This is a genomic window from Pedobacter sp. GQ55, from assembly GCF_059758925.1.
Genome location: NZ_JCAXEI010000002.1, coordinates 132,699 through 146,904 on the forward strand (window position 1 = coordinate 132,699; position 14,206 = coordinate 146,904).

Genomic DNA, 14,206 nt, shown 5'->3' on the forward strand with positions numbered 1-14,206 from the left:
ATCATTGAAATATCATGTACCTTCAAAGTGAAAATCTATTCCTTTGAACAAATTTTTGCTTTTCCGGACCTAAACTCGTGTATAAATACCTGCAAATCAGCATTTTAATGGCAAAAAAAAAGGAAATAACCAATTATGATTATTTCCCTGAGCGGGGGAATAGGGAGTCCATTAGAACATTTAGAAGTGATTTTAGCTATCATTAGAGCGCTTAATGGTAAACAGTGAAAGGACCAACACTAGCCACTTAACTTTAACCAAATGACAAGCTATACCAGGCCAAGACATTCTAAGCCAGTCACACCTATTAACAAATCCTGTATTTATCTGCGATATAAAAAACGATCATTTCTCACCGAAATAAGGTAATCAGGCTGATGCGAAACGCGATGTCAAGCAAAGACTGGGAGTCGTTATTAATTGTCTTAAGGTGAGAATCTAATGCATTCGGTAGAAATCGATGTAAGTTCTACCTTTTTGTTTACGCTGTCACAATAGCGATAAATAACTATTGTGACAAGTCTCTTAAATATTTAACTTCAATAAGTTAACCTCATATTCGAACATTGGCGGTAACCCTTATTTGTTTATTTATTCAAATGCCCAGTTTATAAAAGTCAACCAAGAAAAGACATAATATAGTTCATCAGTAATTCCACGGGTAAAAGATAAGCTTATCGATAGGATTTAAGTTTCTCTGGTTTTAAAAGTTTTTTCTTACTGAAATTTTATTCAAATTAAATATACGACGCTGATATATAACATAACGCTATGAAAACTACAGATCGCTCCTGCCATTTAAGGTCGCTATTGCTTATCAGTACAATCACAATAGTCTTAAGCTCCTGTTATTCGGTACGCCTGGTTAGCAGGGCTGGTGTACCTGAACCTGACTACAGTAACGATTCACAGGACTTCTACAAAAACCAGAAAGTAAATACAATCGACACCACAATTAACCTCAAGCTCAGTCAGGGCTCTTTTGAGCTGAGAAGGGATTGTGGGCAAACCGGTTTTTATGCCCTTGAATACAGAGTTACCCTGGGGCATGTTCTGCTGAGTGGCATCACTTTGGGCCGGGTAAGAAAAGTTAAAGTAACATATGTTCGTTTAAAAGAAGACAATTAGTTATGGCCAAAACCACTACATCCGCAATCAGTTCCTGGAATACACTGCATGAAAATGGCCCCTGGCCTACCCGCTTTCTGCACAGTACCGAACTTGCCAAAAAAGCAGATATGCCTTCACAGATCGAACGCTACAATGATGTGGCTACAGAGATGCAGCAACTGCTTGCTGATGCCATCAGCAAGGGAGAAGGCTTCCGTGCTATAGGATCCAGATGGTCTATGTCCCAGGTAGCACATCAAAAAGACAACATCCAGGTCAACGCAATGATGAACTTGAAAATGAAGACCGAAACTGGTCAACTTCATCCTGATACAGTTTTCCTTGCCGAAAATCTCTTTTTTATCCAATGTGGAAATGTGATCAAGGAAGTTCATAACTTTTTAAATGCCACAGGCAAGTCCATGAAAACCACAGGGGCCAGTAACGGACAAACCATAGCTGGCTGCATTTCCACAGGTGTACATGGCTCGGCGCTAGATACCGGCTCCGTCCAGGATTGCGTGGTCGGGCTGAACCTCATTACCGGGCCAGATCCCCAGGATCGTATATACCTGGAACGGGCTTCAAAACCCGGCCTATCAGATGCCTTTGCCGAAACCATCCTGTCCAGGGTTATCCGCGACGACGGGATGTTCAATGCCGCACTGGTATCCTTGGGCTCATTCGGCTTTATTCATGGTGTAGTCATTGAAGCTGAAGACCGGTTCCTGCTCAAAAGGTATGTAAAAAAGATCAGCAAAGCACTTGCACTCGATCTTGCCACTTCGCTGGATTTTGAGAACTCCCCTGTTAAAATCCCATCCGAAACAGATGCATCGGGGAAAGCACTTCGCCCGTATCACTACAAAATATTTATCAATCCATATGTAAATGATAACGAATATGTGATAGAGCTCATGTACAAAAAAGCCTATCAAGGTGGCTACCCTGATCCTATTCCTGCAATTAAAACAGCATTGTATAAAGATCTCATCTACCTGTTCATTCAAATCGCTCAGGCATGGCAAAACAGCATCCCTAAACTGATCCACATACTGGAAAGTTCTATCCTGCCACCTGTTGATATAGAAACAACTGGTATGCTTAGCGAGATGTTTTATGATGCGGGCTACCAAGGTCCCGCTTTTGCTTGTTCTGTGGGGGTTGATCATCGAGATTCTTCAAAAGCACTGCAACTGCTGGTTAACCTGGCAAAACAGGAAGGCCCAGTCCCAGGCATTTATGCAATGCGCTTTGTGAAGCAATCTGAAGCAACTTTGGCCTTTACCAGGTTCCCGGTTACATGCATGCTGGAAATAGACGGCATTACCTGGGATGGGAAACCACACGGCATGATCACTTTAGAAAAATTCTGTACCCGGATTATAGAAGTATTGCAGGAAAACAATATCGATTTTACATTGCACTGGGGGAAAAATGCAGACTGGTCCTTTCCCGGATTGACAGCATATATGTATGGAGACCGCATAAAGGAATGGAAAACCTATAGAAATCAGTTGTTAAGCCCGCAGACCAAGGTACTTTTTTCCAATGATTTTCTACACCTTACGGGTCTTGATCAATGAAGTACTCCTCTCGGCGCCCCGCCCATGGTTTCAGCCAGTACCGCCTCCGGCGCTAGGCCGAAATCACGTAGTATTCAGGATTCCATCAGGTTCGTTTATAGAAACTCCCAGTAGTTATCACTGTTAATTGCAGATGACGTTTCAGGGTTGTATTTTTCCATAAACGAAGCAGGAAACTTATATTCCCCAAATATCATTCTGCCTACAACAATACCATATGGAGCTACTTTTGTAAAGCGGAAGGAATATCTGTAAAACCGCTTGATGGTGTAGAAAGATATTTCTTAGCACTTTAACGATAAGAAATCACTATAGGGGAGCCGAAAAGACACGGTACTCGAGCCCGACTTACTGATACTCAAATAAAAATAATTACCCTTTTTGAAGCAATCCTTTGATTTTTCCTTAGGCGTCCCCTCTGGCGGGTATCTGGAAATCCGTTAGAATATTTGGAAGTGATTTTAGCTATTATTAGCGAGCTTTACCTTTCCACCAATTCCTTTACCGTATCTCCATAATAATCCACCTTATCTGCTTTCATTTTCGACAATTGATACCATCTTTTAAAAGTGTTCACAAACACGATAAACATCAGCACCATGGCTATGCAGGCCAGGAAAGCCAGTAAATATTGGCCTTTGGGCATGTACATATTCACCACCTGCTCGTAACCTGCCCAGAATGTAATGAGCGCCATGAACACCCCGGGTATAGCGGCACAAAGGGCGTACTTCTTCCTATTCATACGGATGAGCATGGTGGTGCAAACAATCAGGCCGCAGGCTGCCAGCAATTGATTGCTGATCCCAAACAATGGCCAGATACTGCTTACGTTCCCTGTATACACCAGGTAGCCCCAGGAAAAGGTGAACAGCAAACTGCTGATGATGATCCCCGGTATCCAGTTCTTGTCTTTGAATCTGGGAATTACTCTTCCTATCATCTCCTGTAAGAAGAACCTGCCTACCCGTGTGCCTGCATCAATTGCTGTCAATATAAATACCGCTTCAAACATGATGGCGAAATTATACCAATAGGCCATCACATCATCCATATAAGGTATTTTATTAAATATATGCGCCATACCCACTGCAAGGGATACCGCCCCTCCGGTCCTTCCCTGTAGCTCTACCCCGATCTTTTCACTAAAATAGGCTAAGTCTACTGCCTTTAAATGTGGATTTTGCGCTATAAAGCTTTCGTACATTTCTTTTGGGGTATTGATGGCGAAATAATCTCCAGGAACCAAAGTACAGGCAGCTATCAAGGCCATCAATGCTACAAAGCCTTCCACCAGCATGGCTCCGTAGCCTACAAATAGGATTTCCTTTTCGTTGGTCAGCATTTTTGGAGTCGTTCCTGTGGCAATAATGGCATGAAAACCAGAGATCGCCCCGCAGGCAATTACGATAAAAATAAAAGGCAATACAGGACCGCCAATAACCGGACCGCCACCGCCCACGAATTGGGTAAGTGCAGGCATTTGCAGTGTTGGATGTACACATATTACCCCTATGGTCAGCATAAGGATAGTTCCTATCTTTAAATAGGTAGACAGGTAATCTCTTGGAACTAATAATAACCAAACAGGCAATACAGATGCTAAAAAGCCATATGCTGTTATCGCTATGGATATGGTTTCTATCTTCCAGTGAAAAATATTGCTAATGGCAGGGATCTGCATCAGCTCATGACCTCCCACTATAGAGGCGATCAGCATGATCCCCCCGAAAATACTTGCCAGGGTAATGCTGTCTTTCCGGTAGCGCATGATCAATCCCATGATCACGGCGATGGGCATGGTTGCAATTACGGTAAACAAAGACCAGGAAGCTTCATGCATCGCGCTGATACAAGCTAAAGAAAGGCCCGCCAGGGTAAGGATAAGGATAAAAAGGATGGCTATTCCTGCGATTAAACCGGTACCTGTACCGATCTCTTTTCCTGCTATGGTAGCCAGGCTTTCTCCCTTATGTCTTACTGATGCAAAGAGTACCACCATATCATGCACCCCGCCTCCCAATACGCAGCCTATCAAAATCCATAATGTTCCCGGCAGGTAACCAAACTGGGCTGCCAGCACCGGGCCAACCAAAGGTCCGGCGGCTGCAATGGCTGCAAAATGATGGCCAAACAGTACATTCCTGTTGGTGGCCACATAATCTTTTCCATCTGAAAATTCTATTGCAGGGGTTACGTTTGCAGCATTGAGCTTTAATACTTTATTGGCCAGAAAAATCCCGTAAAATCTATAAGCAATAGCAAATACCAATAAGGCGATAAAAACTAAAGTGAGGGCGTTAACCCCATTTAAAAAATCCATGTCTTAATTTTTTTTATAATTGATCTGCTGCTAAATATTATTGGCAGTTGTTAAACCCAATGTCCTGCCACATATATCCTTTAGATATTTTGCTCTGTAAAGTGCTTCCCGCTTAACGCTCTAATATATTTATTATAATTTATTAATTAATATCCAGGATTCTGTGTTACAGAAGGGCTTGAATTAATTACAGCTTGTGGTATTGGTAATAGATAGTGAAAAGGCTGAATCTCGAGAACACGACCGAATGAAATCTCGGATTGCACGGCACTAATCAGGCGACCTGTTCTTACAAGGTCAAACCTTCTTTGAATCTCGGCAGGAAATTCAAGCCTTCTTTCCAGCCAAACAGCATTTTTAAAAGTTTGATAAGCAAAAGTGTTCAGTAAAGGTGTAGTTAGACCCGCACGGTCATGCACTTTTTTATAAACATTATATGCTTCTGTATTTGGACCTGTATTTACTTCATTCAACGCTTCTGCATAGATCAGCAAAATTTCCGAATATCGCATATACGGAAAACTTTTGCCCCCTACTCCTGTAGTTGATGTTAGATCCAAGTATTTAGCAAAAGGAACTGCTCTAGTTACATCAGTAGTTGTAGCTGAAAGAGTATATGTAGTGCCGCCGTAAGTATAAGTAGTTGGGGCATTTACAGCCCTTCTTGTATCAGCACTTTCATATGAATTAAACAAACTAGGAGTCACCCGGCAAGTTCCAGCTCCGGCGCCACCTGCGTAGGGAAGTGAGCGAACTCCGTATAATCTCCCCATAGCAGAACCTAATACGTCCGTTTTACTTTGAATCTCAAAAACAAATTCTTTGCCACCCTTATTGGTTAAAGAAAATGCATCCGCATAATTTGCCCAGAGATCATAGATATTTAAATCCATCACTTCTTTAGCTTTCGAAGCTGCCAATGCCCAATAAGGTGAACCGGCAGTTGTTCCTGCGCGAGTTAAATAGACCTTGGCTAGCAAGCCTTTGGCGGCACCTCTTGTAGCACGACCCTGGTCTGCAGCAGGAAAAGAAACCGGCAATACTACCTCTGCATCCTTAAGGTCTTGTTCAATAAGGGCATATACCTCATCAACACTTACTCTTGGTACATCTATATCCAGTGATTTAGTTTCTGTTGTTACCAATGGGACACCTCCATACAGGCGAACCAAATTAAAATAACTAAGTGCGCGAATAAATTTTGCTTCAGCTATATATTGTGCCTTTAGTGCATCACTCAAAGGAATAAGCGGAATATGCTCAATCACAATATTACTTCTTTGAATAGCTTGGTATGAATTATTATATTGATTGATAAATTGATTTTCAGGAGTAATTTTATAATTCCAAAGCGGCACGCGGTCTCCAATACCTGCAAAAGTTGCACCATCGTCCGTAGTTGCCAAATCTATAAACATAAGATCGGCACCTCTATAAATAGCACTTATTTGTGCATAAGCGGATCCTATAGCAGCCTTCGCATCCTCTGGTGTTTTATAATAGGTATTTCGTGTCAAGTTATTGACAGGAACAAGATCCAGTTTTTTACAACTGGTCAACATTATTATCAATGAGAAGTATACAACTATTTTAGTTTTCATTTTTTCACGTTTAAAAGTTAAAGTTTAAACCCAGTAAGAAGGTTTTGGATGAAGGATAGACTCCATAGTCCACCCCCGGTGTGGAGCCACTTCCACTACCTAAGCGATTTACATCGGGATCAAACCCTGAGTAATTGGTTATAGTAGCTAGGTTTTGTGCAGACACATAAACCCTTACCAAACCTATACCAGCTCTTTTTAATACATCCGACGTAAATTTATATCCAAGAGATACATTTTTCAATCTCAAATAGCTGCCGTCTTCAACCAAGAAGGATGATACTGTTCTGTTTGTACCTAATGCATTAGCTCTTGGAATGGTATTACTTGGATTTGTAGGTGTCCAACGATTCAATACTTCCGCGCTATTATTACTTAAACCATTCAGTCCGAATAAATCAAAGCGGGCAACATTCAAGATATCATTACCATAAGAACCCTGTAGAAATACATTAAGATCTATATTTTTCCAGGTAAAAGTATTATTAAATCCGCCAAAAAATTTGGGATTTGCATTTCCAATTACCTCTCTGTCTTTGGTATCAGTTGTTATCTGGCCATCACCGTTCAAATCACGATAACGTACGTCTCCTGGTTTAGCTGATTTCTGCGCAGAGACTGCAATCTCCTCTGCAGTTTGAAAAATTCCATCAAATACCAGCCCATAGAACTGGCCCATTGGTTCACCCACCTTTAATAAGGCCGCATTTAGTTGCCCATTACCAACATCTCTGATATCACCGCCTACTACTATTTCATTTAAGTTATTTAGTGCCAATACTTTGCTTTTGTTTGTTGAAAAAGATAATTGAGACTCCCAATTAAAATCCCTTTTCTGTAGATTGGTACTAAGCTCCAGTTCAAAACCTTTATTTTCAACTCCACCTATATTTTTAAATACTGTTGAAAAACCAGAGCTTGGATTAATTCCAACATCAAACAACAGATCAGAAGTTTTTTTTCTATAATAATCTGCCGTAAGCCTTACCCGATTCTTGAAAAAGCCTAAGTCTACACCAAGGTCAAACTGAGCGCTCTTTTCCCACCTTAAATCTGAATTAGTTAGAACGGCATTCGTAGTACCGCTGTATAATGTATTTCCTAAGATATATCCACCAGAAGTAAGCGTTGCAATATATTGGTAATCACCAATATCCTGGTTACCGCCAAGTCCGTAGCTTACCCGAAGTTTTGCATCAGAAAGCACTTTTTGCGCTTTCATAAAGTTTTCCTCAACTATTTTCCAGGCAAAAGCTGCAGAAGGGAAATAGCCCCATCTGCTATCAGGCCCGAACCGGGATGATCCATCTGCTCTAGCCGAAACAGTAAGCAAATATTTGTTATCGTAAGTATAGTTCACTCTTCCTAAAAAAGATTGCAGAGATGTTTGAGAGGCACCGGAAGTTGGAGCCGTTAGTGTTGTACCTGCCCCTAAGTTGTTGTATAAGGCAAAATCATTAACGAAACCTTTGGCATTAGCCGTAAAATTTTCACGCTCCCATGCCTGACTGGTATATCCGGCAAGCACATTGAAGCTATGTTTAGCTGCAAAAGTTTTGCTATAATTTAAGGTATTTTCATTCAGCCAGCTAACTACCTGATTGTTACTCACTGATGCGGAGCCATTTCCGGTACCAGCTGTTAAGAAGCGGGTAGCATACCCGTTTGATTTTACTGAACTAATATCCAACCCTAAAGTGGTTTTAAAGGTTAAGCCGTTTAATATTTTAAACTCTAAAAATGTATTCGCCAAAACACGCACACCTCTATCCCTGTCAGTCCATTCATTTACCAGCGCTACAGGATTATCTACCGCATAACCATTTATTGATCCCATATTTGTATAATAAGTGCCTGCGGAATTGTATACAGGGAATGTTGGTGAATAATTTAAAGCTGCACTAACTACACCTCCACCGGCATTTCCGTTAACTTCTGTTCTGGCATTATTACCATTCGTATAAGCACTGTATAGATTACCCCCTGCTTTTAACCAGCTGTTTACGTTGCCATCTACATTCGCTTTCAATGAGTACCGATTAAAATCAGAACCTTTTATTATTCCATCCTGAGCATAATATCCACCTGAAATGGCATAACGAACCTGATCGCTGCCTCCTGTAACACTTAACTGATGGTTTTGCATAGGTGCAGCCTTTTGGAAAACTTCGTTTTGCCAGTTGGTTCCTTCAGAAAGCGATGATACTAATGGCCTATCTTCAGCAGAGCCATCGAAATAAATGGGTTGGTTGGCATTGACCCTTGCTTCATTTACCATCTCTGCAAATTGCACTGCATTGAGCATAGGTACTGTTCGAAGAGCACTTTGGCTACCATAATATCCATCATAACTTAAAGTGGCCTTTCCTGATTTACCTCTTTTGGTGGTTACTATTACCACACCGTTATTCCCCCTCGAGCCATAAATAGCTGTAGAAGAAGCATCTTTTAAAATATCAATTGTTTCGATGTCTCCTGGGTTGATGGAGTTCAAATCCGAAATCGGAAGACCATCCACTACATATAATGGGTTATTTCCGGCATTTATAGATCCGGCTCCACGAATACGAATAGTGGTTCCACTCCCCGGCTTACCAGAATTAGTAGTAACATTTACACCAGTTACTCTGCCCTGTAAGGCACGATCAAGTGCAACAATCGGTGTAGCATTGATATCTTCAGTAGATATTCGTGAAACAGAACCGGTAAGATCTGCTTTTTTTACAGTTCCATAACCGATTACAACCACTTCGTTAAGGCCACTGCTTTCTTCTGTTAGAACAACATTTTGTAAGCTTTCAGCTCCATCTGCAAGGCTAACTTTTTTACTTACTGCTTTATAACCTACATAGTTAAATACCAGGTTATAAGTACCGGCTTCAACATTGTTAAATATAAAAGCACCTTTAATATCTGTAATTTGACTTTTAGTAGTTACACCTTCCAGTCTTACGGTTACCCCGGGTAAAGCTTCACCTTTACTATCTGTAACTGTTCCTTTAACAGTTCCCGGACTTTTCTGAAACTCATAATTTAGAGAAACGATTGCTCTCCCAGAAACTGCCATAGCCTGACAGCAAAAAGTCAGAATTAGTAAACAAACCATTCCGGAGTGAAACAGCCGAAATTTTTCTATCGTTTTTTTCATAAAGTTAGTTTTGCGGTTTATAGATAATTATAATCTGACCGGCGGTTACCGGCTTAGAGACAGAAATACCAATACGTGTATAAGGCGTGTCACCTTCTGATATTTTTTCGGATTTTAGCAATAACTGATTGCCTGGAGAAGAAAAGGTAACCAACATTTTTTCATTATGTCTTGTGAGCAATAATGTACTATCGGAAACCTGTTTCCAAACAGCCCGTGTAGAAATAGCTGTTTCAAAATTACCTGGCTGAGTATATTCAAAAAGATCTGTAAAAGTAACGGCTCCATTGTCTTGTCTGTCGTAAGCCATGGTACGGTTAAGTTTCTTTAGCCCTGCCACCTGGTATGCTGAAGCAATGTCCAATGTGAGGTCATCTTTTTCGCGGGTAAAGTCCGTATGAATAGTTTTTGACCTGGCCTGGGCACCTGGTTGTTGACAACTATCCGCAACCAACGGAACCGGGTGACCAAATGATCCTATTGTTTTATAAGTATAACGATATTTAGGATTGAAGATATTGGCTGCATAGGGAATTACTCCCGGATCACCAACCATTATTTGGTTTCCCTGCACAATGGTAAACGATCCTACATCATTATGATTATGAGATTCTGCATTATTGCCGCCTTTAAATGCAACCCCTATATTGGAAGAAGAGCCAGGGATCGGCCTGCACACCAATACACCCGTGTGTTCGAAATAAGACCGAATGTCCGATTGATCCGATTGAATGCGGCTATGAGATAAATTACTTTTGGTCAAAGAATTTGGAAAAGCCATCATCACACTCATTCTATTATCGCCCGTACGCGCTTGTTGCCCTAGTGTGTCGTATTTTGCCAATCCAAGCCCCAGGCTCTTATTTAAATAAGTCATTACATTCGCATCGGGTTTGGCACCTTCTTTACAATCGGATATGGCTGGATACACCTCATTGATGACTTCAATATTGGCCGGGTAACGTGCGATTTTCTGTACTTTGGGATCCTTAAACAAATCTACCTTACCTCCTGTAGCTTGCCAAATACTCTCACGCAAAAGGATATAATGTCCAAATCCGTAGCTGAAATACACGACTCCTTCTCCACAATAGCCGTCATCACCAAAACCCAGCAAGCCATTTCTTGAATAGTATTCACCGATAGCAATAAATTTGGCCCGCTCTTCCTTACTTTGTATGGTAGTCAGCGCAGCCCCAACCAGTCCGGCTAAACACACGTGGTTCCAATTGTTCATATCCGTCAAAAAACCTTTCTCACTTTCTGTATTATTTGATTTGAATTTTTCCAGTATCGGATTAAAGATCCTGATGTATAAGGCATCCAATGCCAGTTTCCTCAAATCAGGGGGAATCTTATCACCCATCAAATACAATGTTTGTGCAATCGTATGCCCATATAAAGAAGAAGTCAGTTCAACTGAATAGGCAATGCCGTTATAATTCTTAAAACCATGGTCACTACGTGGTGAAGTCCATGATTTTTGCTGAATTAAATCCCGAAGGGCCTCTTCAATACGCTTCGTGTACTGATTTTTGTTTTCAAGACATTCTGCCCAGGTCAACTTGGACAAGCCCTCTGCCCTTTTGCGCATCATCGCCAAGCCCTTGCCCGATGAGGATTCTGTTCCTTTAGATAGAGAGAAATAGTCTTCCTTACTGAATGCAGGCATTTTATAACCGCGCATCGACCTTAAAAAAGAATTATACTGCCCGGATAAAAGCAACTGGTCCCAAACCTTCCGGTTGTTGCAAGGATGCCCGAAACCAGCCGGTGCATTGGCAAGGCTTTTTTCAATTTCCTTAACCCTCGTCATATCAATTGGTTGTATTGGATAAGGAACGGTCTGCGCACTAAGTTCCAGGCCTCCGCTGACCACGCACAATGCGATGATAGCGATTACGAAATTCTTCTTCATCTTTTATTTTTTTATAAATTGATTATCCATACACTGCCCCAGTATTTTCATCGTATCGTTCTGATATTTCCTGACCAATTCTAATGCAGTATTGACTTTTGATTTTGAAGCTTCAGGATTTTTGAGCATATCCAGTACAGTAGGGATGATTCGCTCCACATCAGCAGGTGTATCCATATCGAACAACCACTCGCCCAGGCCAATATCATCCCACATGTACCCTTTAGAAGTTTGCTCATTAAACCGGCAAACAATAGCGGGTACGCCCAGGGCAATACACATAATTGGCGAATGCATCTCCAATCCGAATAAGCCAGCGGAGCGCGCGTAGGTACTCACAGCCTCATCGGTTAACCAATATTGATCGCGCCAGACCACCCTCGATTTAACATCTTCCGGGAGTGGATCATATAGCATTTCTTTACCGATACGAATTTGGGTTTCATTTTCCGGAACAATCAGGACTTTAAGATCCGTTTGCCTCACTACTTCAATGATCGCATTTCGAATCGGCCGATTGTCATGCTCCTTCATCTTTTCATTCCATGCATGTTTCTTTTCGTTGACGGGCAATTGCTTTGATGGGATCTCCCACCATGGAGAAAACCGGAGTTGCGGAATAACGCATACAAACTTTCCAGTTTCGAGTGCATGTGACTTTAAAAACACATCTGCGGCCTGATCATTCCTAACGTCGACGGCAAATGCACCATCCGGACAAAAATCCATAATGGGGCACTTTATTCCTATTTTTTTTGCGAACTGAAGAGATACAGAATCCCTGAACCAGGTAAAAGCAGCACTATTGAACAGTTCAACATCCAACGGATTGTAATTTTCATCTTGCGCTTGAAATCCATAATTGCCTGGGAAAGTAATTCCGTATACTCCGTATGGTTTACCTGTTTCTTTTTTCCACCGGAGCATCTCATTTCTGCCTACCAATGAAGGTCCCGATCCGTGGAGAAAGAAATCGCATTCCAATATGGCTTTTTGTTTGTCATCCTCTGATTTTAAGATCTTCAATTTGGGAAACCTGGCCATAAGCATTTCTTCAACGCCTGATTTAACAGAATCTGGCCAAAGGCGAACTTGTACATGCGGCAAGTATTTTTCAATCAAAGCCAAAACTCCGGGTGTATGACCGATATCTCCAATATTCTCAACTTGCCAGGAAGAACGTAAGAGTAAGCTTTTTTTGGTCTTGCCATCGTGTGCCAATGCTGGGGCAGCGGCTAAATATCCTGCAAACAGGAGGGTATGCTTAAGGAAATCCTTTCTAGAAATGTGTGTCATATCAAATTTTTATTTTATTGAAAAGCGTGCGCTAATTATAGTTTAATCCGGCTATACCTTAATAATGCCTCCAGGTAATAGTAATCTGCGTAAATAATCGGCGTATTTACCTCTGATTTGTAGGGCTTTGAACCTACCGAATGTTTTAGTAGGAAATTGTTGTTTTCGCCCAGATTTGCAGTATATACTTTGCCCGAAAGACTCCTCAACATGTCCTCAGCCGACTTGAAGTGTGTCTTGTCTTTTGTATAGGTGTATAGTTCCAATAAAGCAGAAGCAGTAATCGCTGCCGCGGAGGCGTCTCTTTCTTCATCCGGTATATTCGGCGCGTTAAAATCCCAATATGGAATTTTATCCGATGGAAGGTTCGGATGATTGACTATAAACTTTGCAATATTTATAGCCTGGTTAAGATATTTCTTATTTCCGGTTTCCCTATACATCATGGTATAACCATAAACAGCCCATGCCTGCCCTCTGGCCCATGCAGACTCATCCGCAGCTCCCTGATTGGTTTTCCTGGCAAGTACTTTTCCTGTAGTATCATAACAAACTACATGATAGCTGCTATAATCTTTTCTAAAATGGTTTTTAAGGGTATTGTCAGCATGTGTAATACTCAGATCATAAAATTTGTCGTTTCCTGATGCTTTCGCTGCCCATAATAAGAACTCGAGATTCATCATATTATCTATAATCACAGGATAGTCAAACCCATTAAACTCCTCCCAGGACTTAATCAACCCAATTTTAGGATTGAAACGGGTAGCCAGCGATTCTGCTCCAGTAAGCATAATGTCCTTATATTTCTCATTTTTGGTTAAACGATAACCATTTCCGAAAGGACAATACAGCATAAACCCTAAATCGTGGGTGGTCTTATTGTACTTTTCTTTTTCTACAGCCATGGTCCATTTGTCCGCAGCTTCTTTCCATTTATCGTCCTTAGTATATTCATAGAGATACCACAAGGATCCGCCGAAGAAACCACTACACCACCAATCTGATGTTCGGGTATCCAGTATTCCCTCTTTCTTTACAGATTGAGGGAATCTAGTGAGGTCTGTATTCGCTTTCAGCATCAATTCATATTGTGCTTTGGCAAATTCGATTTCTTTATGTACATCAACCTTACGTTGGGCCTGTAAACTGAGTGTCGTTGTTAAAAGCGTAATAGCTAAAAAAATAGTTTTCATCATTCTTTTGGTCAGTTGTGAAAGCATC

Annotated in this window: 8 protein-coding genes; 2 read left to right on the plus strand and 6 right to left on the minus strand. The window is 41.2% G+C overall.

Annotation, left to right across the window (positions count from 1 at the left end; genetic code table 11):
• Nucleotides 1-771: 771 nt before the first annotated feature.
• Nucleotides 772-1,128 (plus strand): hypothetical protein, encoded by a 357-nt coding sequence (locus AC6CH7_RS05235; RefSeq protein ID WP_498261690.1) that lies wholly within the window; start codon nt 772-774, stop codon nt 1,126-1,128.
• Between the two features lie 2 nt (nt 1,129-1,130).
• Entirely contained in the window at nt 1,131-2,696 is a 1,566-nt protein-coding gene (locus tag AC6CH7_RS05240; protein ID WP_498261691.1) for an FAD-binding oxidoreductase, read from the plus strand.
• A 481-nt stretch (nt 2,697-3,177) separates the two neighbouring features.
• On the opposite strand, the gene AC6CH7_RS05245 is transcribed toward AC6CH7_RS05240, so the two are convergent.
• From AC6CH7_RS05245 to AC6CH7_RS05270, 6 genes are all read right to left on the minus strand, one after another.
• A complete protein-coding gene (locus AC6CH7_RS05245) occupies nt 3,178-5,019 on the minus strand; it encodes a carbon starvation CstA family protein (protein WP_498261692.1) in 1,842 nt (613 codons plus the stop codon).
• A gap of 146 nt (nt 5,020-5,165) precedes the next feature.
• The gene (locus AC6CH7_RS05250; RefSeq protein WP_498261693.1) at nt 5,166-6,620 is read right to left on the minus strand and encodes a RagB/SusD family nutrient uptake outer membrane protein; all 1,455 of its coding nucleotides are present in this window, start codon (nt 6,618-6,620) and stop codon (nt 5,166-5,168) included.
• Between the two features lie 10 nt (nt 6,621-6,630).
• Nucleotides 6,631-9,768, minus strand: coding sequence for a SusC/RagA family TonB-linked outer membrane protein (locus AC6CH7_RS05255; protein ID WP_498261694.1), 3,138 nt, complete (start codon nt 9,766-9,768; stop codon nt 6,631-6,633).
• Nucleotides 9,769-9,772: 4 nt separating this feature from the next.
• Nucleotides 9,773-11,686, minus strand: a complete 1,914-nt coding sequence (locus AC6CH7_RS05260) for a hypothetical protein (RefSeq protein WP_498261695.1) — start codon at nt 11,684-11,686, stop codon at nt 9,773-9,775.
• Between the two features lie 3 nt (nt 11,687-11,689).
• A complete protein-coding gene (locus AC6CH7_RS05265) occupies nt 11,690-12,982 on the minus strand; it encodes a polysaccharide pyruvyl transferase family protein (protein ID WP_498261696.1) in 1,293 nt (430 codons plus the stop codon).
• A gap of 35 nt (nt 12,983-13,017) precedes the next feature.
• Entirely contained in the window at nt 13,018-14,181 is a 1,164-nt protein-coding gene (locus tag AC6CH7_RS05270; RefSeq protein WP_498261697.1) for a glycoside hydrolase family 88 protein, read from the minus strand.
• Nucleotides 14,182-14,206: the final 25 nt, after the last annotated feature.

Excerpts from the sequence above, each read along its gene's own strand:
- AC6CH7_RS05235 (WP_498261690.1), top strand. The coding sequence starts at position 772 with ATGAAAACTACAGATCGCTCCTGCCATTTAAGGTCGCTATTGCTTATC.
- AC6CH7_RS05240 (WP_498261691.1), top strand. The coding sequence starts at position 1,131 with ATGGCCAAAACCACTACATCCGCAATCAGTTCCTGGAATACACTGCAT.
- AC6CH7_RS05245 (WP_498261692.1), bottom strand. The coding sequence starts at position 5,019 with ATGGATTTTTTAAATGGGGTTAACGCCCTCACTTTAGTTTTTATCGCC.
- AC6CH7_RS05250 (WP_498261693.1), bottom strand. The coding sequence starts at position 6,620 with ATGAAAACTAAAATAGTTGTATACTTCTCATTGATAATAATGTTGACC.
- AC6CH7_RS05255 (WP_498261694.1), bottom strand. The coding sequence starts at position 9,768 with ATGAAAAAAACGATAGAAAAATTTCGGCTGTTTCACTCCGGAATGGTT.
- AC6CH7_RS05260 (WP_498261695.1), bottom strand. The coding sequence starts at position 11,686 with ATGAAGAAGAATTTCGTAATCGCTATCATCGCATTGTGCGTGGTCAGC.
- AC6CH7_RS05265 (WP_498261696.1), bottom strand. The coding sequence starts at position 12,982 with ATGACACACATTTCTAGAAAGGATTTCCTTAAGCATACCCTCCTGTTT.
- AC6CH7_RS05270 (WP_498261697.1), bottom strand. The coding sequence starts at position 14,181 with ATGATGAAAACTATTTTTTTAGCTATTACGCTTTTAACAACGACACTC.